General features: G+C 67.0%; 19 protein-coding genes. 1 reads left to right on the forward strand and 18 read right to left on the reverse strand.

The window, feature by feature from the left end; genetic code table 11:
- Window positions 1-616 precede the first annotated feature (616 nt).
- From tyrS to infC, 18 genes are all read right to left on the reverse strand, one after another.
- The gene (gene tyrS / locus ASG64_RS00010; protein WP_056068981.1) at window positions 617-1,885 is read right to left on the reverse strand and encodes a tyrosine--tRNA ligase; all 1,269 of its coding nucleotides are present in this window, start codon (window positions 1,883-1,885) and stop codon (window positions 617-619) included.
- A gap of 26 nt (window positions 1,886-1,911) precedes the next feature.
- A complete protein-coding gene (locus ASG64_RS00015) occupies window positions 1,912-2,556 on the reverse strand; it encodes a DNA-3-methyladenine glycosylase (protein WP_056068984.1) in 645 nt (214 codons plus the stop codon).
- Window positions 2,557-2,576: 20 nt separating this feature from the next.
- Window positions 2,577-2,801: a Trm112 family protein gene (locus ASG64_RS00020; protein WP_042573341.1), complete on the reverse strand. Its 225-nt coding sequence runs from the start codon at window positions 2,799-2,801 to the stop codon at window positions 2,577-2,579.
- Between the two features lie 53 nt (window positions 2,802-2,854).
- Window positions 2,855-5,812 carry an AMP-binding protein gene (locus tag ASG64_RS00025; protein WP_056068987.1) on the reverse strand — a complete coding sequence of 986 codons (2,958 nt, stop codon included), beginning with the start codon at window positions 5,810-5,812 and terminating at the stop codon, window positions 2,855-2,857.
- 117 nt (window positions 5,813-5,929) lie between these two features.
- A complete protein-coding gene (gene argH, locus ASG64_RS00030; RefSeq protein WP_056068990.1) occupies window positions 5,930-7,357 on the reverse strand; it encodes an argininosuccinate lyase in 1,428 nt (475 codons plus the stop codon).
- Complete coding sequence (locus ASG64_RS00035) at window positions 7,354-8,580, reverse strand: argininosuccinate synthase (RefSeq protein WP_042573338.1); 1,227 nt, start codon at window positions 8,578-8,580, stop codon at window positions 7,354-7,356. The genes argH and ASG64_RS00035 overlap by 4 nt, the downstream gene beginning before the upstream one ends.
- 50 nt (window positions 8,581-8,630) lie before the next feature.
- Complete coding sequence (locus ASG64_RS00040) at window positions 8,631-9,110, reverse strand: arginine repressor (protein ID WP_235579446.1); 480 nt, start codon at window positions 9,108-9,110, stop codon at window positions 8,631-8,633.
- Window positions 9,111-9,154: 44 nt separating this feature from the next.
- Complete coding sequence (argF, locus tag ASG64_RS00045; RefSeq protein ID WP_056068993.1) at window positions 9,155-10,096, reverse strand: ornithine carbamoyltransferase; 942 nt, start codon at window positions 10,094-10,096, stop codon at window positions 9,155-9,157.
- Window positions 10,093-11,322, reverse strand: coding sequence for an acetylornithine transaminase (locus tag ASG64_RS00050; protein ID WP_056068996.1), 1,230 nt, complete (start codon window positions 11,320-11,322; stop codon window positions 10,093-10,095). Before ASG64_RS00050 ends, argF begins: the two co-directional genes overlap by 4 nt.
- Window positions 11,319-12,239, reverse strand: a complete 921-nt coding sequence (argB, locus tag ASG64_RS00055; RefSeq protein ID WP_042573335.1) for an acetylglutamate kinase — start codon at window positions 12,237-12,239, stop codon at window positions 11,319-11,321. The genes ASG64_RS00050 and argB overlap by 4 nt, the downstream gene beginning before the upstream one ends.
- Window positions 12,236-13,459 carry a bifunctional glutamate N-acetyltransferase/amino-acid acetyltransferase ArgJ gene (gene argJ / locus ASG64_RS00060; RefSeq protein WP_056068999.1) on the reverse strand — a complete coding sequence of 408 codons (1,224 nt, stop codon included), beginning with the start codon at window positions 13,457-13,459 and terminating at the stop codon, window positions 12,236-12,238. The genes argB and argJ overlap by 4 nt, the downstream gene beginning before the upstream one ends.
- Window positions 13,456-14,514, reverse strand: coding sequence for an N-acetyl-gamma-glutamyl-phosphate reductase (gene argC, locus ASG64_RS00065; RefSeq protein ID WP_056069002.1), 1,059 nt, complete (start codon window positions 14,512-14,514; stop codon window positions 13,456-13,458). The genes argJ and argC overlap by 4 nt, the downstream gene beginning before the upstream one ends.
- A gap of 44 nt (window positions 14,515-14,558) precedes the next feature.
- Complete coding sequence (gene pheT / locus ASG64_RS00070; RefSeq protein ID WP_056069004.1) at window positions 14,559-17,060, reverse strand: phenylalanine--tRNA ligase subunit beta; 2,502 nt, start codon at window positions 17,058-17,060, stop codon at window positions 14,559-14,561.
- Between the two features lie 57 nt (window positions 17,061-17,117).
- Window positions 17,118-18,191, reverse strand: coding sequence for a phenylalanine--tRNA ligase subunit alpha (gene pheS, locus ASG64_RS00075; protein ID WP_156388309.1), 1,074 nt, complete (start codon window positions 18,189-18,191; stop codon window positions 17,118-17,120).
- A 136-nt stretch (window positions 18,192-18,327) separates the two neighbouring features.
- Window positions 18,328-19,176 (reverse strand): TrmH family RNA methyltransferase, encoded by an 849-nt coding sequence (locus ASG64_RS00080; protein WP_056072345.1) that lies wholly within the window; start codon window positions 19,174-19,176, stop codon window positions 18,328-18,330.
- Complete coding sequence (rplT, locus tag ASG64_RS00085) at window positions 19,176-19,565, reverse strand: 50S ribosomal protein L20 (protein ID WP_042573331.1); 390 nt, start codon at window positions 19,563-19,565, stop codon at window positions 19,176-19,178. The genes ASG64_RS00080 and rplT overlap by 1 nt, the downstream gene beginning before the upstream one ends.
- Before the next feature lie 49 nt (window positions 19,566-19,614).
- On the reverse strand, window positions 19,615-19,809 hold the full coding sequence (gene rpmI, locus ASG64_RS00090; RefSeq protein ID WP_042573330.1) for a 50S ribosomal protein L35: 195 nt from the start codon (window positions 19,807-19,809) through the stop codon (window positions 19,615-19,617).
- A gap of 53 nt (window positions 19,810-19,862) precedes the next feature.
- Window positions 19,863-20,522, reverse strand: coding sequence for a translation initiation factor IF-3 (gene infC / locus ASG64_RS00095; RefSeq protein ID WP_156148794.1), 660 nt, complete (start codon window positions 20,520-20,522; stop codon window positions 19,863-19,865).
- A gap of 483 nt (window positions 20,523-21,005) precedes the next feature.
- On the opposite strand from infC, the gene ASG64_RS00100 reads away from it, so the two are divergent.
- Window positions 21,006-21,368 (forward strand): DUF1844 domain-containing protein, encoded by a 363-nt coding sequence (locus tag ASG64_RS00100; RefSeq protein ID WP_042573329.1) that lies wholly within the window; start codon window positions 21,006-21,008, stop codon window positions 21,366-21,368.
- Window positions 21,369-21,371 lie beyond the last annotated feature (3 nt).

Raw genomic sequence — 21,371 nt, forward strand, 5'->3', positions numbered from 1 at the left:
GGAAGTCAATGAAAACTAGAGAGCCAAATCCAGCAATAAAACTCACGCCAGCAATAACTCCATTGCTGACAAAAAAGAACCGGTCCCTCCCCGACGGGAAGAAGGAGAAGAACCAGCAAACCAAAACAAAATATTGGCACTGACATTCATCGACACACTGTTGAGTTCTCAAAGAACACGCACACACCACCACCACCCACACACAGCGGGARGATCCGGGGCAACCGTTCCAGCCTAACCNGACATTCATCGACACACTGTTGAGTTCTCAAAGAACACGCACACACCACCACCACCCACACACAGCGGGAGGATCCGGGGCAACCGTTCCAGCCTAACCGCGTCCGATCGCCTTGGTCAAGGACCGCGATCGGAGTACGAAGTAGGCAGTCATTCGCGTCTCGGGCTTACCATAACTCCAGGCCTTGCGGGCCTGGCTGGTGTCCGTGTCGCTCTGACTTGAAGAAAGTTACGCGACGGATAACAGTGCGTCAAATCCGCAGGTCATCCTTGCGTCGGGGTCACGAACGAGCAGGTCGGACGCATCACGGGCGCCGGCGCCCGGTCAGTCGGATCCCGGACGGCCATGTGACGCCGAACACCGGGACCCATCCGTTCAGGACAGACGCCGCACTCCTGCCATGTTCTTCTTGCCGCGTCGCACCACCAGCCACTCGCCGTGGAGAAAGTCGTCTGCGCCGGCAACCCAGTCCTCAGTGCCGATCTTCTGGTTGTTGACCGACACCCCGCCTTCCTTGACCACGCGTCGCGCAGCCCCCTTGCTGTCGCACAACTTGGTCTCGACGAGGAGGTCGACAATCGTCGGGGTCTCCCCAGCGCCGATCTCCGCGACATCGGTTTCCGACAACGCGGCAGCGAGAGTGGCAGCGTCGAGATCACGGAGCTCGCCTCGGCCGAACAACGCAGAACTGGCGAGCTCGACCGCGGTCGTGTTGGCCTCACCGTGGACGAGGGTCGTCATCTCCGCAGCGAGGCGCCGCTGGGCGAGTCGTGCCTGCGGCTTCTCGGCAGTGGCGGTCTCCAGTTCCGCGAGTTCGTCACGGTCGAGGAACGTGAACCACCGCAGGTACTTGACGACGTCGGCGTCCGCGGTATTCACGAAGTACTGGTACCAGGCGTACGGCGATGTCATCTCCGGATCCAGCCACAGGCTTCCGCCACCCGTGGACTTCCCGAACTTGGTCCCGTCGGCGGCGGTCACCAGCGGAACGGTCAATCCATGCACCGCATCACCGTCCATCCGACGGGTCAGATCGATGCCGGCGACGATGTTTCCCCACTGGTCCGACCCACCCACCTGCAGTGAGCATCCGTGCTCCCGGTGCAGATGCAGGTAGTCCTGCGCCTGGAGCAGCATGTAGCTGAACTCCGTGTAGGACATGCCGTCCGACTCGAGTCGCTTCTTCACGGTGTCCCGCGCCAGCATCACGTTGACCGAGAAGTGCTTCCCGATGTCGCGAAGGAAGTCGATGGCCGACAGCGGAGCCGTCCAGTCCAGGTTGTTGACGATGACGGCGCCCGCAGGCCCTTCGAAGTCGACGAACCGGGACAACTGACCCTTGATGCGGTCAGCCCACTCGGCGACCGTGTCGGTCGAGTTCATGACACGTTCCCCGACATCCCGAGGATCACCGATCAATCCGGTCGCTCCACCTGCGAGAACGACGGGTCGGTGGCCTGCACGTTGGAAGCGGGACAAGACCAGCAACGGCACCAGGTGGCCTGCATGCAGACTCGGGCCGGTCGGATCGAATCCCGCGTACAGCGTGATCGGGCCGTCATCGGTCGTCGCGGTCGACAACGCGTCGATGTCGGTCGACTGGGCGATCAGCCCACGCCAGGTCAGGTCCTCGATGATGCTCACCGGACGATCTTCCCGTATCCGCGCTGTCACGTGGACGGCGGCCTCGGTGTCTCGGCCCCCGGAGACTGTGCGCGTGGACTCCGCCTATACGCCGACACGGAGGGTGAATCCGGGAGCCAGAAGCGCCACGGTCTGTCGGCCGCTGTCGACACCCCGACTCGTGGGCCGGACCGGACGTCGGTCGTCACGACGTCGGGTGCGGTGAAGGTGACCTCGGACCCTGCACGGGCGACACGGCACGCATTGTCACCGAGGGAGAGCGCGAGAGTACTGCCGACGTTGCCGGGACCGCGAGCCATACCGGGGATCGGCGCAGCGGGACGGCGACCACGCGCAACAGAAAGACCGTCGATGACCTCACCTGCACGGATGAGGACAGCTCCCGCTGTTCCCTCGGGCCCGCAGACGATGTTGGCGCAGAGATGCATGCCGTAGCTGAGATAGACGTACAACCGCCCGGCCGGCCCGAACATCACAGCGTTCCGGGGCGTCGGCCCGCGGAAAGAGTGTGCGGCCGGGTCCGGCCAGGGGCCGTCGGGGTCACCGCCGTACGCCTCGACCTCGACGACTCGGATCGTGACGCCGCGTGACGTCATCACCCCACCCAGAAGCAGACGCGCAGCCGACACCGGGTCGGCCGATGCGAGTGCACTCTCGAGTGAGCTCTCCATCGCCCGTCTCCGACCGACGGTCAGTCGGCGACGGCTGCCGGTTCGACGGCCCTGGCGACGATATCGGCGTGTTCTGCCTCGTCGGCGTCCCGCGCGTCGTCGATCAGCAACACGGGAATTCCGTTCTCGATCGGGTAGACGCGCCGCAGACGCGGGTTGTAGAGCAGTTCGTCCTGGATGAGCAACAGCGGGCCCTTGTCCTGCGGGCAGGCAAGGATGCTGTGAAGGCGAGCATCGACGCTCAACGGGACTCCTCGAATCGGGGTCGGTCGAATCGACCTGACGGATGCCTGCGACCTTACTGCGGAACCGAGAACCGCTCCGCCGCCACTGCCTTGGTGAGCCGCTTGTACTCCCCCGACGACGACGCGAGATACCACGTCTTCACACCCGGCGCCGGAAGACCTGCACTGCGCAGCGCAACGTCGAGAGGACGGAACGCCCGACTGAGCGCGATGTCCTTTACCACGTGCACCAGGTCGGGCCGTTCTGCCGGATCGAGGGCCAACAGCGCCTCCGAAACGGTTGCCGCCGTGAGGTTCTCGCCGGAGCGCACGGTCACAGCACAGATCGACCACTGCGACCCGTGGTCGCCGATTCCGTAGGCGACAGCGAGATCGACCGCGGACGCATCACCCATGGCGTCGACGATCGGTTGCGGGTAGATCGGACCGCGCGCGGTCGCGACGATGGACCGCTTGTGTCCCAGCAGCCAGTAGTCCCCGCCCTCGTCGCGTCGGAACAGCAGTTCGGTGGGGGTCCACACGTCGCCGGCGCTGAAGACACCTCGCATGAAGGCACCACTGGCGTCGTCCAGGCCGGGGCGCCCGAGAAGCAGCCCCGGCTCCCCCGGTTCGCTCTGTCGCACGAAGCCACGATCGTCCACCAGGTACCGGCCGGAGACCGGGTCGTAGGCAGCGAGCGCGACGCGAGCACTTCCCGGAAGGGGTCGACCCTTGGCGCCGACCTTGGTCCCCGCGACGTTCGCCAGCACGACGTCACCCTCGGTCGAGGCATAGAACTCGAGCACGCGGGCGGGCGCGAGCCGCTCCAGGCTCCGTCGCCACAGGTTGGTCGGCATGCCCGAACCGATCAGCAGGCGGATCGCGTGCTGTCCCCGGTGGGGCAATCCCGGGTAGTCGAGCAGTTCTCGCATCATCGTCCAGGTGTAGGAGACGACGGTGACGCCGTAGCGCTGGATCTCGTCGGCGAAGCGCTCGGGTTCGAGTCCGCGGGACAACGCGATGCGCGAGCCTCCCACCAGCGCACCACCGACGGCGACCAGTAGCCCGGCCGAATGGTGCAAAGGCGCGAGGCAGTACACGGTGTCGCTACGCGACAGACCCGCGGAACCCGCGGTTCCGAAAGCCGACAATGCCCATCGGTAGTTGGTGATGAACTTGGCGTCGAGTGCATCCTCGGTGCCGCTGAACAGGACGAACGCCAGCTCACGTGCGCGACCGGGGTTGGGTACGTACCACCCTGGCAGTTCCACTGTCGACGGGTCGATCTGCTCGAGGTCGACCACAGCGTCCTCGTCGTCGATGTCGAGAGAACGGGATTCCCCGCCGCCGAGCACGAGGACATCGAGTCCGTAGGCAGCCGAGCCGGCCAGGTTGTCCGGATCGACGATCAGCAGGCTGACGCGGCCCAGCTTGATCGCCGCGGACAGATCCCCGGAGGGTTGCAACATGACGGCGACCGCGCCGATGCGTGACAACGCCGCCACCGCCGCGAGAGCGCTGGGGCGGGTCTCCATCAGCACACCGACGTGCATCGCGGGGCGCACCCCGTTGACGATCAGGCCGCGGACGACATTGTCGATGCGCTGGTCCACGGCGGAGTAGGAGTACACGCGATCGTCGAAGACGAAGCATTCGCCCTGACTCGCCCGACGTGCTTGTTCAGCGAGCAGACGACCGAGCGACACCTGTGAATGTGGTTGCAGCTGACCGAGTCTCGCGAGTCGGGGCAACGTGCGCGCCGCCTCGGACGAGATCTCCCGAGATCCACGGACAGCACCGGCGGCCGCCGAGGCGAACCCTCGGCCGAGCCCCAGACCGACCTCCGCGATGGTGGCGGCCGTGTGGACCAGTCGGTTCGCCACCGACACACCGCTTTCCGACGCAGGATGCTCGTCGTACGCCATCTCCTGCGCTTCGATCGGACGCGGCCCCAGTCCCTCGCGCCAGCGGATCCAGGCCGATGTCGTCGGCCACGTCTGCGTTGCCGCAGTGCTTCCGACCACCAGACCGAAGTGGCCCGCACGAAGACCGGCCTCGTACACCTCTGCACGCGGTGCGGCCTTGCGGATACCGCGGACGGCGAGCGGCTGACCGATGTCGTCGACCTCGCCCACGAACGCGAGAATCGGCATCGTCAGCTCGGCCAGCGACACGACCTTGCCGCGGATGGAGAATCCACCGGTCATCATGCGGTTGTGCACGACGAACTGGGTCAGAAGCTCGGCGACCGCGGGACCCGACCACGCCACCCAGCCGTCCATCGCCAGGAACCGACGCTGCGATTCACGCGGCAGCAGGGCATCCCGGTCGTGCAGTTGCAGAAGAAAGTCGATACGCGACTTGACCGTCTTCGCCGGGTCCAGGAGTTGGAAGCCCGTGCGCGCCATCCAGTCCGTCACGTCCAGACGGGTGAAGACGTGCTCCGCCAGGAACTCGGCTCCCTTCGTCGCGACGTTGGCCGGGATGCCGAGTGGCAGAGCCGCCAGTGTGTCGACGGGACTTCCGAACGTGATGATGCTGGCGATGTTGCGGCTCGATCGGTAGGCAGCCGCCTGGTAGCAGAACATCCCGCCCTGCGAGTAGCCACCGAGGTGCACGTCGCGACCCGTACGGTCGGCGACGATGTCGATGATCTCGCTGATGGCGACGATGTGGTCCGCGAGCGTGCGGTTCCACCCACCCTCTTCGGTGGCCGGAGAACCGAAGTCGACGACCCACGGATCGAGGCCGGCCTCGTGCATGATGCCGACGCCGCCCTGATCGCGGGTCACGTCGTACACGTCGGCGGACATCATCATCGGCGGTACCAGAACGACGGGTGGTCCCGTCTGGTCCGACTCCGGGAAGTAGCGCCGCAGCCGGTACATGCGGTCCCGCGCCACCACGGTGAATTCCGACGGCACGGCGTCGGTCTCGAGCCCCCCGAGTCGGATGACCTCGAGACCGTTCTGCGCCGTCGCGACGACACGTCGCAACGATGTCGCGACCGACCCGGTATCGATACCCAGCAACTGAACTCCTCGACGCGTTCCTGCTCGACCCTCGTGTCCCCCGACGAACTAGGTCGATACGGGCTTAGCGTCTCATACCCGTCCGACGCCGAGAACGGCTCGTCCGGGTACCGCGCGTCAGGCGGTCGTCCAGGTCCTCAGTTGTGCCGTGAGGCCGACGACGACCGAGATCTGTTCGGCCACTCGAACCGGTGCGGTGCCGCCCCTGCTGTCGCGAGATCCGATGGATCCGTCGACGGTCAGGACGGCGCGCACATCCGGGGTCAGCGCGGAATCGATCTCCGCGAACTCCTCGTCCGTCAGCTCGTCGAGTCCGACGCCACGAGCCTCGGCGCGGCGAACGCAGTCCCCCGCAACCTCGTGCGCGTGGCGGAACGGAACCCCCTGGCGCACCAGCCACTCGGCGATGTCCGTCGCCAACGTGAAACCGGCCGGGGCGAGCTGACGGAGCCGATCGGTGTCGAACGTCAGTGTCGAGACCAGGCCGGTGAGGGCCGGAAGGAGCATCTCGAGCTGGAGGACCGAGTCGAACACCGGCTCCTTGTCCTCCTGCAGATCCCGGTTGTACGCCAACGGCTGCGCCTTCAGCGTCGCCAACAACCCGGTGAGATTGCCGATCAGACGACCCGTCTTGCCGCGCGTGAGTTCGGCGACGTCCGGGTTCTTCTTCTGCGGCATGATCGAACTGCCGGTCGACCACGCGTCGGCAAGCGTCACGTATCCGTATTCGGGCGTACTCCACGACACGATCTCTTCCGCCAGTCGGGAGAGGTCGACCGCCGTCATCGCCAGGACGAACGCGGCTTCGGCGGCGAAGTCGCGGGAACTGGTCGCATCGATCGAGTTCTCCGCCGACCCGTTGAATCCGAGCTCGGCCGCGATCTTCTCCGGATCCAGGCCCAGAGACGACCCGGCCAGAGCCCCGGACCCGTACGGCGACACGGCCGCACGACCGTCGAAGTCACGGAACCGCTCGACGTCGCGCAGCAGCGGGTGGGTGTGTGCCAGCAGGTGATGCGCGAGCAGGACCGGCTGCGCCGCCTGGGAGTGGGTCTTCCCCGGCATCGCGGCATCCGGATGTGCGACGGCCTGCTCGGTGAGTGCGCCCACGACATCGAGAACACCGGCCGACACACGACGGACGGCATCGCGGAGCCACATGCGGAAGAGGGTCGCCACCTGGTCGTTGCGGGATCGACCCGCACGCAACCGGCCACCCAGCTCAGGTCCTACCTGCTCGATCAGTCCACGCTCGAGGGCACCGTGCACGTCCTCGTCGGACTCGGCCGGCCCGAACGCGCCGGACTCGACGTCGGCGGCGAGCCGATCGAGTCCGGCGAGCATGGCCTCGAGATCCGGGGCAGTGAGCAGTCCGGCCGAGTTCAGCACGCGAGCATGAGCTTTCGACGCCCTGATGTCGTACGGCGCCAGTACCCAGTCGAAGTGTGTCGACTTGCTCAGTGTCGCCATCGCCTCGGCCGGACCCGACGCGAAACGGCCACCCCAGAGAGCGCCGGCGTTGGTGCCGTGAGCGGGTGAGGTCACAGGTCCGACTGACCCTGCGCAGCGACGGCCCCGCGATCACGACTCGCTGCGATCTTCGCGGACAGACCGTGCAACTGCACGAAGCCCTTCGCCGACGACTGGTCGAACGTGTCACCGGCGTCGTAGGTGGCCAGGTTGAAGTCGTACAGCGACTCGCCACTGCGGCGGCCGTTGACGACGATCGTTCCTGCGTGCAGCACCAAGCGGATCTCACCGGTGACGTGCTCCTGCGTGTGCTGGACGAACGTGTCGAGCGCACCCTTCAGCGGTGAGAACCACAGGCCGTCGTACACCTGCTCGGCCCACTTCTGGTCGGTGTGGCGCTTGTACCGACCCAGCTCACGCTCGATGGTGACGTGCTCGAGTTCCTCGTGCGCACGGATGAGGACCATGGCGCCCGGAGCTTCGTACACCTCACGGCTCTTGATTCCCACCAAGCGGTCCTCGACCACGTCGAGTCGGCCGACGCCCTGCTTGCCGGCGCGCGTGTTCAGTTCCTGGATGGCCTCGAGCACCGAGACCGGACGTCCGTCGATCGCGACGGGACGCCCCTTGTCGAAGGTGAGTACCAGTTCGTCGGGTGCGTTGAAGTTGGCCGTGGGGTCCTCGGTGTAATCGTAGACGTCCTTGGTCGGCGCGTTCCACAGGTCCTCGAGGAAGCCGGTCTCGACGGCGCGTCCCCACACGTTCTGGTCGATGGAGAACGGCGACTTCTTGGTGACGTTGATCGGGATCGCGTTCTCCTCGGCGAAGGCGATGGCCTTCTCGCGCGTCCAGGCGTAGTCGCGCACGGGCGCCAGCACCTCGAGCTCGGGCGCGAGGGTGTTGAAGCCGACCTCGAACCGGACCTGGTCGTTGCCCTTGCCGGTGCAGCCGTGAGCGACGACCGTGCCGCCGTGCGAGCGGGCGTTCTCCACCAGGTGCTTGACGATCAACGGACGGGAGATCGCGGAGACCAACGGGTACCGGTCCATGTAGAGCGCGTTGGACTGGATGGTCGGGAGGCAGTACTCGTCGGCGAACTCGTCGCGCGCGTCGACGACGACGGCCTCGACGGCGCCGCAGTCGAGGGCGCGCTGACGGATGACCTCCATGTCCTCACCACCCTGACCGAGATCGATCGCGACGGCGACAACCTCCTTGCCGGTCTCGCGGCCGATCCAGCTGATGGCGACAGAGGTGTCGAGACCACCGGAGTAGGCGAGGATGACGCGTTCGGCCATGAGGTATGTGCTCCTTCGTTGTGTTCGATATATGAGCGTGCTGGATGTGGTCAGCGTGCAAGGTGTTCGATGCGGTCCGCGATGTCGCGTCCCGACATCGGTTCGCGTGCGATCACGAAGATGGTGTCATCTCCCGCGACCGTTCCCACAATCTCGGGCAGGGACGCACGATCGAGTGCGCTCGCGAGATAATGCGCCGCGCCGGGCGGCGTGCGGAGAACGGCCATGTTGGTGCTCGCATCCGTGGAGACGAGCAACTCCCCGAGAAGTCGGGACAGTCGGTCGGTGCCCCCGGACACGCCTCGGACCGGGCTCCCGTCCTCGGGGACCACGTAGACGCCCGCTCCCCCGTCCGCGGCACGGAGCTTGACGGCTCCGAGCTCGTCGAGGTCGCGGGACAGCGTCGCCTGGGTGGCGTCGATGCCCTCCGCGGCGAGGAGAGTCTGCAACTCGGGCTGGGACCGGACCTGGTGCGTCGACAACAGCACGACGATGCGGGCCTGACGCCCCGCGCGTGTGGAGGAGGTCACCGGGCCCGCAGGCTCGGATCGCACCGATCCGGCGTCGTCGACGATCACGGCGTCCGACGACCCGCACGCTCGAGAAGCCAGACCAGGACCGCTTTCTGGGCATGGAGTCGGTTCTCGGCTTCGTCCCAGACGACACTGCGGGGTCCGTCGATGACCGTGTCGCTGATCTCCTCGCCGCGGTGCGCGGGAAGGCAGTGCAACACCAGCGCCTCCGAGTCGGCGTGGTCCACCAGCGCCTCGTTCACCTGGAACGGCCGCAGCGGGCCGACGCGATCGAGGCCGTCGTTCTCCTGGCCCATCGACGTCCAGGTGTCGGTCACCAGAACGTCGGCTCCGGTTGCGGCGGCGACGGGATCGGTGGTGACGGTGACGTTCGCACCGGTCTGTTCACCGCGAGCGCGGGTCGCCGCGAGAACCGCGGCATCGGGAACGAACCCTTCCGGCGCCGCGATCGTGACGTCGATTCCGGCCGTCACGCCGCCGAGCATCAACGAATGCGCCATGTTGTTGGCGCCGTCGCCGAAGTAGGACAGGCGAAGACCCTTCAGCGACCCCTTCCGCTCGGCGAGCGTCTGCAGATCCGCGAGGATCTGACACGGATGGAAGTCGTCCGACAGCGCATTGACGATCGGCACACTGGCACCGGACGCCATCTGCTCGAGCCGCTTCTGTCCGAACGTGCGCCACACGACGGCGTCGACGTACCGCGAGAGCACCCGGCCGGTGTCCTGCAGAGTCTCCTCACGGCCGAGTTGTGTACTGCGGCCGTCGACGACGACGGCGTGTCCACCGAGCTGGGCGATACCCATCTCGAACGAGAAACGCGTTCGCGTCGAGTTCTTCTCGAAGATGACTCCGACGCCTCGGGGACCCTCGAGTGGTCGCATCGAGAACGGGGATTTCTTGAGTTCTGCTGCGAGAGCGAGGATCTCGGACTGCTCGTCCGGTGTCAGATCGTCGTCTCGCAGGAAGTGCCGCAGTGTCATGACGTTGCCTCCGTGCTGGTGGCCTGTTCCGCGGCGGTGCGAGATACGCGGTCGAGGACGGCAGGTAGTGCCTGGACGAGGGCCGATGCCTGCTCGTCGGTGATGATCAGGGGCGGGGCCAACCGGATGACGTTCGCTTGCGCGGCATTGACCAGAAAGCCCGCGTGCCGGGCCTCGGTCTCCACGTACGCCGCCACCGGTTCGGTCAGCACGATGCCGAGCAACAGTCCGGCTCCCCGGACATGGTCGACGAGGGGATGCCCGAGGGCCTCGATGTCGTTGCGCAGGTTCTTGCCCAGTCGGTCGGCCCGACTGAGCAGATCGTCCGAGGCGATGGTGCGCAGCACGGCCAACGCCGCGGCGGAGCAAACCGGATTGCCGCCGAACGTGGTGCCGTGCTTGCCGGGGGTCAGCATGCTTGCGGCGCGGCCGATTCCGATACAGGCACCGATCGGCAGGCCACCACCGAGACCCTTCGCCAACGTGATCACGTCGGGCACGATGCCGAAACGCTGATGGGCGTAGAACCATCCGGTGCGGCCGATGCCGGTCTGGACCTCGTCCAGGATCAGCAAGGCGCCGTGTCGCGCCGTGATCTCCCGCGCCGCCGTCAGATATCCCTCCGGAGGAACGACGACACCTCCCTCGCCCATGATCGGCTCGAGGAACACCGCGGCGGTGTTCTCGTCGACGGCAGCCTCCAGCGCAGCGACATCGCCGTAGGGGACATGGGACACGCCGCCGGGCATCGGTTCGAACGGTGCACGCTTGTCGGGTTGACCCGTCAGCGCCAGGGCGCCCATCGTCCTACCGTGGAACGCGTTCTCCGCGGCGATGATGTTCGGGCGTCCGGTGAGCCTCGCGATCTTGAACGCTGCCTCGTTGGCCTCGGTTCCGGAGTTGCACAGGAACACTCGCGCGTCACCACCGGCCGCATGACCGAGGTGCTCGAGCAGGTGCTCGGCCAGTTCGATCGACGGCGGGGCCGCGTACAGATTCGACGTGTGGCCCAGGGTCGACAACTGGGCGCTCACCGCGTCGATGATCGCCGGATGCGCGTGACCCAGGATGTTGACGGCGATACCGGCCAGGAAGTCGATGTACTCCTTGCCGTCCGCGTCGGTCACCACCGCGCCCGCGCCGCCGACAAGGGCGACACGGGGCACGCCGTAGTTGTTCATCAACGCATTCGAGAAGCGTTGCTGCAGCATCTCCGTGCTCGTCATGCTCGTCCTCTCGTCGCCAGTTCGTGTTCGCCCTCGTGGACCATGGTTCCGATGCCCTCGCCGGTGAAGAGTTCGAGGAGCACGGAGTGTTCGAGTCGGCCGTCGATCACGTGGGCGCTCGGAACGCCACCACGTACGGCGCGTAGGCACGCTTCCATCTTCGGCACCATTCCGGCGTCGAGCGAGGGCAGCAGCTCGTCGAGCAGGTCGGCTTCGATCTCGGACACGAGGGAACCGCGGTCCGGCCAGTTCGTGTACAGGCCTTCGACATCGGTGAGCATGACCAACTTCTGCGCGCCGAGTGCCTCGGCCAACGCCGCGGCTGCGGTGTCGGCATTGATGTTGTGCACGACACCGTCGGCGTCGGGCGCGATGGTCGAGACCACCGGAATGCGTCCGGCGGCGATCAGGTCGAGCACCGCACCGGGGTTCACACTGGTCACGTCACCCACCAGTCCGATGTCGGTGGCGACACCGTCGACCATCACCGAGCGCCGGGTGGCGGTGAACAGGTGCGCGTCCTCGCCCGAGATACCGACCGCCAACGGGCCGTGCGCGTTGATCAACCCGACGAGCTCGCGGCCCACCTGCCCGAACAGCACCATGCGGACGATGTCCATGACCTCGGGCGTCGTCACACGGAATCCGCCGCGGAACTCCCCCACGAGTCCCAGACGGGACAGCATGGCAGTGATCTGCGGCCCGCCTCCGTGTACGACGACGGGGTGGATGCCTACTGTGCGCAGAAATGCCATGTCGGCGGCGAAGGCGGCCTTGAGCCGGTCGTCGACCATCGCGTTGCCGCCGTACTTGACCACGACCACCTTGCCGGTCCACTGCTGCAACCAGGGCAAGGCACCCGCGAGAATTCGGGCGGTCTCGTGCGGATCGCCGACCGTGTCGTCCGAGCGTGTCATGACGAGTACGCCGAGTTCTCTTCGACGTAGGCGTGCGAGAGATCGGTCGTTCGAATGGATGCGGTTGCGGACCCCACACCGAGATCGACGTCGACCGTGATGTCGACGGCCGACAGATCGACGTCGCGAGCACCCGGCGCGCCCATACCGTCGACGCACACGGGACTGCCGTTGAACGAGACGACGATCCGGTCCGGGTCGAGAGCAACCGGTGCGATACCCACCGCGGCGAGTACGCGTCCCCAGTTGGGGTCGGAGCCGAAGAGAGCCGTCTTGACCAGAGAATCTCGCGCGATGGTCCGGGCAGCGACCAGAGCGTCGTGCTCGGACTCCGCTCCCCCCACCGTGATGCGGATACGTTTGGTGACGCCCTCGGCATCGGCCATCAACTGGTCGGCCAGGTCGTCGCACACGGCCAGCACGGCAGCGTCCAACTCCTCCTGCGTCGCCTCGACACCGCTGGCACCGGACGCCAGCAACAGCACCGTGTCGTTCGTCGACGTCGCACCGTCCACGTCCAGCCGGTCGAAGGACATCGCCGTGGCCGCGCGAAGTGCACGATCGAGTCGGTCCGAGGTGGCGACAGCGTCGGTGGTGACGACGCAGAGCATCGTCGCCAGCGAGGGCGCCAACATGCCTGCGCCCTTGGCCATTCCGCCGACGTTCCAGCCGTTCTCGTGATGGATCGCGGCTTGTTTGGGCTTGGTGTCGGTCGTCATGATCGCGTACGCCGCGTCGGTACCGCCCGAGATCCCGCCCGCAAGCTCGTGCACGACGGACGTCACGCCGGGCAGCAATTTGTCCATCGGGAGCCGGTCACCGATCAGTCCGGTGGAGCACACGGCGATCTCGCCGGCACCGGTCTCTGTTCCCCAGTCGCTCAGTGTGGCGGCGAGGTGCTCCGCGGTCCGGTGGGTGTCCTGGAAGCCCGGAGCGCCGGTACAGGCGTTGGCTCCGCCGGAATTCAGGACGACCGCGCGCAGGGCGCCGGACGTCAGGACCCGCTGGGACCACAGCACGGGGGCGGCTTTCACCTTGTTGGTGGTGAAGACTCCGGCCGCTGCGAGGTCGGGCCCCTCGTTCAACACCAGTGCGACATCCGGCCCGCCCTTGGCCTTGAGTCCCGCCGGGACACCTGCAGCCCGGAACCCGGCAGCCGAGGTGACACCCTGCGTCCGGACGAGGACGCCGTGACTCCGGGTGGGTTCTTCCTGCGTCATGGCGCCGTCCCTACGGTCGAGAGGCCGTCGGTCTCGGCGAGACCGAGGGCCAGGTTCATCGATTGCACAGCGGCACCGGCGGTGCCCTTGGTCAGGTTGTCGATCGCGGAGAGCACCACCAGCACGCCGGCGTCCTCGTCGACCGACACCTGGAGGTGGACGGCATTGGATCCCACCACCGAACCGGTCTGCGGCAGAAGGCCTTCCGGCAGGAGATGGAGGAACGGCTCGTCCGCGCAGAACTCCTCGTAAACCGCTCGCGCGTCGCCGGCCGTGACCGTGGTGGGCGCCGTGCACGTCGCCAGGATTCCCCGCGGCATCGGAGCCAGCACCGGGGTGAAGGAGACGACGACGTCCGTTCCGGCGATCGCCGACAGGTTCTGGCGGATCTCCGGCGTGTGCCGATGTGCGCCGGCTATCCCGTAGGCCCGCACCGACCCCATGACCTCGGAACCCAGCAGGTCGGGCTTCGGGGCCTTTCCAGCACCGGACGTACCACTGACCGCGACGACGGTGACCCTCGGCTCGACTATTCCTGCGGCAACCGCGGGTGCCATCGCGAGCGAGGCTGCGGTGGGGTAACAACCGGGCACCGCGATACGCGTGGCACCGATGAGCGCGTCCCGTGCGCCGGGGAGTTCGGGCATGCCGTACGGCCAGTGGCCCGCGTACTCGCCGCCGTACCAGCGGTCCCACGCCGACGCGTCGGTCAAGCGGAAGTCGGCACCGCAGTCGATGATCAGCGTCGACTCGGGGAGCTGCTCCGCGATCTCCGCGCTCTTACCGTGCGGGAGCCCGAGGAACACGACGTCGTGGCCGGCCAATTCCTCGCCCGTGGTGTCGACCAGAACCCGATCGGCCAACGGCACCAGATGCGGATGATGGCGGCCGAGCGTCGACCCGGCATTGCCCCCCGCGGTCAGAGCGCCGATGGTCATCCGACCGTCGACGACAGCCGGATGCGCGAGCAGCAGGCGCAGGATCTCTCCCCCTGCGTACCCACTGGCGCCTGCGACGGCGACCTTCCAGCCTGCCGATGTCGATGCACTATCCATACGATGATTATGCACGACGGTGCAAGCTCATTCGTCAGGCGGGTTCAGTGACGCAGTTCAGCTCCCACCGCGTCGGTCGCAGCGGCGACTGCAGCGTCGCGCGCAGCACTCGCTTCGGCCTCCGTGAGAGTACGGTCGGGCGCCCGGAAACGCAGAGCGAACGCGAGCGACTTCCTGCCCTCACCGACCTGCTCACCCGCGAACACGTCGAAGATGCGGATGTCCTCGAGCAGCGGACCGGCACCGGCGATCAACGCCTTCTCCACCGAGGCGGCCGGTACCGACATGTCGACCACCACGGCCACGTCCTGCAGGACAGCGGGGAACGGCGAGATCGACGGCGAGGGCAACGGCTCGATCGTGGGGACCAGATCCAGATCGATCTCGACCGCGCACGTGCGCGGCGGAAGACCCGCGCGCTCGAGGACACCCGGATGCAGTTCACCGGCCCACCCCACGACGACGTCGTCGAGAACGATCTCGGCGCACCGACCCGGGTGCCACGGAAGATGCTGTGCCGCACGGAGTTCGACCTCCACGCCCGATGCACCCGCGATGATGCGCGCGGCAGCGAAGGCGTCCCCCGCTTCGGCCGGACGACCTGCGCCCCACGGCCCGGGTGCGGTGACCGCACCTGACAGAACGACCGCGACATGCAGGGGCTGCACGGGCAGAGACTGTTTCAGCGCGGTGATCTCGTCGTCGGTCGGTCGCCGGTCGACGGCCAGGGCGTCGATGGGCCGTGTGCCCTCGCCGGGCTGCACGACCTGCGCGACGGCGAACAGTGCGAGATCGCGCTGACCACGGGAGACGTTGCGTTGCGCCGTTTCCAGAAGTCCCGGCAGCAGTGTCGTGGCGAGTTCGGGGCGATCCGCCTCGAGCGGATTGAGAACACGGGTGGTGACACGACGTGGATCGTCGGCATCGAGTCCCCACACGTCGAACACGCCGGCGGGAAGGAAGACGGGAGCGAGAACCTCGACGTGTCCCGTGTAGGCCAGTGCTCTGCCCACAGCGCGACGCCGACGCTGCGACGCGGTCAGTCCGCGTCCTGCGGGCGCCTGCGGAAGAACGGACGGGATCGACTCCAGCCCCTCGAGGCGCAGCACCTCCTCGACCAGATCAGCCGGTTGGCGCAGATCCGGACGCCATGTCGGCGGTGTGACCACCAGGACCCCGCGGCCGGATTCCGAGACGTCGACCTCCACGGTGCAACCCACCTGGGACAGGCGACGAACTGCCGTGCCGTTCGCGTACGTGACGCCGGCGACGCGATCCGGAAGATCCAGTTCCATACGGACGGGGTCCGGCGTCGAGGCGCCGCCGACGTCCGTGAGCAGCGGTTCGACGCGTCCCCCGGCGATCGACGCCAGCAGCGACGCCGCGCGGTCGAGTGCGCGGACAGGCAACGCCGAGTCGACGACGCGTTCGTATCGTCGGCTGGCCTCGCTGGGGAGTTTGTGGCGACGGGCAGTACGGAAGACCGAGAGCGGACTCCAGATCGCCGCTTCGAGCAGAATGTCCGTGGTCTCGGCACCGACCTCGGTCGACGCGCCTCCCATGACGCCGGCGAGCGAGACGACTCCGGAGTCGTCGGCGATCACGACGTCCTCGGGATCGAGCGTGCGCTCCACGTCGTCCAAGGTGCGCAGGGTCTCCCCCGCCGCGGCGCGGCGAACGACCAGTCCACCCGAGAGAGCAGCCGCGTCGAACGCGTGCAGCGGTTGGCCGAGTTCGAGCATCACGTAGTTGGTCACGTCGACAGCCGGAGAGATGGGCCGCACTCCCGACAGCAGCAGCCGCCTCTGGATGGACCACGGCGTCACTGCCGCCGGATCGATGCCGACGACGCGTCGAGCCGCGAATCGCGTCGCGCCCGAGTCGGAGTTCACCTCGACGCTCCACGCGTCACCCTCGGACGCATCTGCGGAGACGACGGGCCAGGACGCGTCGGCGGGGTCGGTGAAGTCGAGATCGAAACCGGATGCGAGTTCCCGACCGAGTCCGCGCACACTCAGCGCGTAGCCGCGGTCGGGTGTCACGTTGACGTCGAAGACGGTGTCGTCGGTACCGAGAACCGTGCGGGCATCGTCGCCCGGCCGAGCAGTTCCCTCCGGCAGCACGAGGATGCCGGAGTGGTCGGAGCCGATGCCCAACTCGGAGACCGAGCAGATCATCCCGTCGGACGTCCGTCCGTAGGTCTCCCGTGCAGCGATGGCGAACGGGCCCGGCAGAACACTGCCGGGAAGTGCGGCGACGATGAGGTCACCCTCCGCGAAGTTCCGCGCGCCGCAGACGATTCCGCGCGGCTCGGCTTCCCCCACCTCGACGAGGCAGAAGCGGATCGGCTTCTTGAACTCGGTCAGTTCCTCGATGGAACGCACACGACCGACGACGAGAGGGCCCGTGATCGGGGGCAGAGGGATGACGTCCTCGATCTCGAAGCCCACCGACACGAACCCCGCGTCGAGTTCCTCCGCGGTGACACTCCACCCGGGCGCTGCCTTCTGCACGACCTCGGTCAGCCAGGACTGGGGCACTCGCACGACTTCTCCACTCTTCTTCGCTGCTGAAACGTCTTGTGACCGACCGGAAAGGCTGGATCAGCCCTGCACACCGAACGGCAGGCTGAACCGCACATCGCCCTCGACGATGTCGCGCATATCCGGTATGTCGTTGCGGAACTGCAGCGTTCGTTCGAGACCCATCCCGAACGCGAAACCGCTGTACACCTCGGGGTCGACACCGCACGCCCGCAGGACGTTCGGATTGACCATGCCGCATCCGCCCCACTCGACCCACCCGGCGCCACCCTTCTTGCGGGGGAACCAGACGTCGACCTCCGCCGACGGTTCGGTGAACGGGAAATAGTTGGGGCGCATGCGGGTACGCGTATCCGGACCGAACAGCGCGCGCGCGAAGGCATCCAGCGTGCCGCGAAGATTGGCCAACGTCAGCCCCTTGTCCACGGCAAGTCCCTCGACCTGGTGGAAGACAGGAGTGTGCGTGGAATCCAGTTCGTCCGTGCGGAACGTGCGGCCGGGGCACACCACGTAGATGGGGAGCTCGCGTTCGAGCATCGACCGCACCTGAACCGGCGAGGTGTGGGTGCGCAGAACCTGCCGTGAGCCTTCGGGCGCGACGTGGAACGTGTCCTGCATGGTGCGGGCAGGATGATCGGGGAGGAAGTTCAGCGCGTCGAAGTTGAAGTGCTCGGTCTCCACTTCCGGCCCCTCGGCGACCTCCCACCCCATGGCGACGAACACGTCCGCGACCTGGTCCGCGATCACGGTGATGGGATGACGCGCGCCCACCGGCCGACGGACGGACGGCAGGGTGACATCGATCGCCTCCGCCACCAGGACCGCCGCGTCGCGCTCGGCCAGAAGAATCTCGCGCCGGGCGTCGAACGCAACCTTGACCTGGTCACGGGCGGTCTTGACCCGCTTACCGGCGTCCGACCTCTCGGTCTTCGGCAGTGATCCCAGGGCGCGCTGCGCCAAGGCCAGGGGCGCCTTGTTCCCGATGTGGTGGATCTTCGCCTCGTTCAGAGCGTCCACATCGGTCGCCTCGTCGAACGCGGTGCGAGCACGGCCGACGGCCGAATCCAGAGCGTCGTCCGTCAGCAGGGCCGCATCCGCTGCCGCCTGATCCGTCGGCGCTGATCCGCCGGTCACGGACTCGCCGTCGTTGCGCTCCACGTCCACACACTCCGTTTCGTCTCGATGTCGCCCGTCCCGTTCGGGGGACGACGCGTCGGTCGACAAGGTCGACTCGACAGGGCCGATCCTAGGTGATCGGCCCGACGGTTCATCACGCCTCGTGTGCGCCCGGACGCCGTCGATGGACGCGGGCACTGGTGTACAGACAGACGGCTGCGGCCGTCGCCAGGTTCAGGCTCTCCGCTCGGCCGTGGATAGGAATCCGGATGCGGTGGTCCGCGGCAGCGGACACCTCGCGGTCCAGCCCGTGGGCCTCGTTGCCGAAGAGCCATGCTGTCGGCCCGGCCAGCACCTCGTCCGCATCGTCCAGGTCCAGTTCGCCGTCCACCGTCGTCGCGACGACCGACGCGCCCGTCGCGCGAACCGCGTCCAGAACTGCCGACACCGACCGCTCCCTCGCGACGGGGAGATGGAACACGCTTCCTGCCGAGGCGCGCACACATTTGCCGTTCAGCGGATCGACGCTGTCGCCGGCGAAGACGACAGCCCCCGCCCCCGCGGCGTCGGAGACACGGAGCACGGTGCCGGCGTTGCCGGGTTCGGCGACGTCCACGGCGACCGTGATCAACGACGGTCCGGACGCCAGAGCATCCGCCACGGAGACGACGATCGACGTGCACACGGCGATCAGGCCCGGAGGAGTCACCGTGTCCGACAGCGACTTCGCAGCGCGTTCGGTGATCAGCTGCGGCATGATTCCCGACGCTGCCGCCTGCTCGAGCAGTCCTCGACGCTCGTCGAACCACCTCTCGGTGGCGTACAGCTCACGGACGACACCCGTGGAGACGGCCTCGGACACGGCGTTCTCACCCTCGGCGAGGAAGAGGCCGGTCTTCTTCCGCTCGGCACCCCGCTGGAGCTTGACAGCCGAAACGACCCGCGGAGTCCGCTCGGTGAGCGGTACCGCGGGTCGTGACGGAGAGTCGTCGAAGTGCCTGATCAGGCTGCTTCTCCAGCCGGTGCGTTGACATCGGCGGGCAGTGCTGCCTTGGCGATGGCGACCAGCGCGGTGAACGCAGCAGCATCGGACACGGCGAGCTCGGCGAGGATCTTGCGGTCCACCTCGACCTCGGCGATCTTCAAGCCCTGGACGAAACGGTTGTACGTGATGTCGTTCGCACGAGCTGCAGCGTTGATACGCGTGATCCACAGCTTGCGGAAGTCACCCTTGCGCGCACGACGGTCGCGGTAGGCGTAGGTCAGCGAGTGGAGCTGCTGCTCCTTCGCCTTGGTGTACAGACGTGAGCGCTGTCCGCGGTATCCGCTGGACGCCTCGAGAATCGAACGGCGCTTCTTCTGGGCGTTGACCGCCCTCTTTACGCGTGCCACTGGTAAATCCTGTCGATCTGGGGCTCACCGAGCCCGGGTGGGAAAGAAGTCAGATGCCGAGAAGTCGCTTGATGCGCGGCACATCGTTGGGGCTCACGACGGCGACACCGTCGAGGCGACGCGTGACGCGTGAGGACTTGTGCTCGAGCAGGTGGCGGCGGCCGGCCTTCTGGCGCAGGATCTTTCCGCTACCGGACACCTTGAAACGCTTGCTGGTGCCGCTGTGAGTCTTCGACTTGGGCATGAATCCTCAGTTCTGTGTTACTTCGGTCGGTGGAGCTTGCGGAACCGGAACGCTCAGGCGCCCGGCGTGGCTGGTGCAGACGGTGCCTGCGGTGCTGCCTCGGCAGCTTGTGCAGCGTCGACCGTCGACGGCGCGGAGGCCGGCGGCGGCACGGTGGCGCGAGGGGCGTTGGACGCCTCTGCTGCCTTCGCCCTGGTCTTGGCACCCTTGTGCGGCGCCAGGACCATCGTCATGTTGCGCCCGTCCTGCTTGGCGGAGGTCTCGACGAAGCCGTGCTCGGCGACGTCCGCACCCAAACGCTGCAGCAGTCGGTAACCCAGCTCGGGACGCGACTGCTCGCGGCCACGGAACATGATGGTCACCTTGACCTTCGACCCGGCCTCGAGGAAGCGGACGACGTGGCCCTTCTTCGTCTCGTAGTCGTGGTCGTCGATCTTCGGGCGGAGTTTCTGCTCCTTGATGACCGTGAGCGTCTGGTTCTTGCGCGACTCACGAGCCTTCTGGGCAGCTTCGTACTTGAACTTGCCGTAGTCCATGATCTTGCAGACCGGCGGACGGGCGTCGGGTGCGACCTCGACGAGGTCGAGATCGGCTTCGACAGCCAGGCGGAGTGCATCTTCAACACGCACGATGCCAACCTGTTCACCGCCAGGTCCGACGAGCCGGACCTCGGGAACTCGGATGCGATCGTTGATGCGGGTCTCAGTGCTGATGGGGCCTCCTCGGTAGTGCGGTGACGGATGGTGGTGCTTGACCCGGCGCCGCGTGCCGTCCTCTACGCACGCGATGCTGGCGCTTGTGATCTCCGACGTCCCTCGGCACCGGTTCGCAGGACGGCTGCACAGCCGCCGAGCGACGAAAACCCCGCGCCACGAACGAGTCGTGAACAGCGGGGTCCGGTACCGACCGGTGCACGAATGTCGCCATTCGCGGGCCACCACGCCGTCGGGCGAGGCGACACCACTTCCCGCGCTGGGCGGGAAGGACCGGACCGCTACACGTCGAACCGTGTGGCGGTGGGAGTCGGACTCCACTTGCTGCCTCCGGGCACCGTGTCCGCCGTACGCTGTCGAGCACACGCACATGGACACACCTGAAGGCGGTCGTTGAACAAGAATAACACCACGACCTCTCACACACCGAATCGGTGCGACGCGGGTCGATCGCTGTCGGAGCGCCGTGGCATCGTTTCGGACATGACCACGCACGACGATGCAGCAGAGTCCGGCCGCGAGCCCGACGTTCGAGAATTGGCCGAGGTTCCCGCGGTGGAGGTGATCAGCAGGGCGGCAGTGATGTTGATGAGCTCGGCGGCCGAGAAGCTGGGCCTGTCCGACGCCGATCCGTCCAGCAGCCCCCACCTCGACCTCGACGAAGCACGCCGCGTGATCACGGCACTGGCCGGACTCGTGACGGCATCCGTCGAATACCTGGGCCCGCACGCGGGACCGATCCGCGAGGGTCTGCAGGCACTGCAGAAGGCGTTCCGCGAGCAGTCCGCACACCCCGATGCGCCCGGCGCCGGGCCCGGCGAGAAGTACACCGGGCCCGTCTACTGACGG

The organism is Rhodococcus sp. Leaf247 (assembly GCF_001426185.1).
Classification (GTDB): domain Bacteria; phylum Actinomycetota; class Actinomycetes; order Mycobacteriales; family Mycobacteriaceae; genus Rhodococcoides.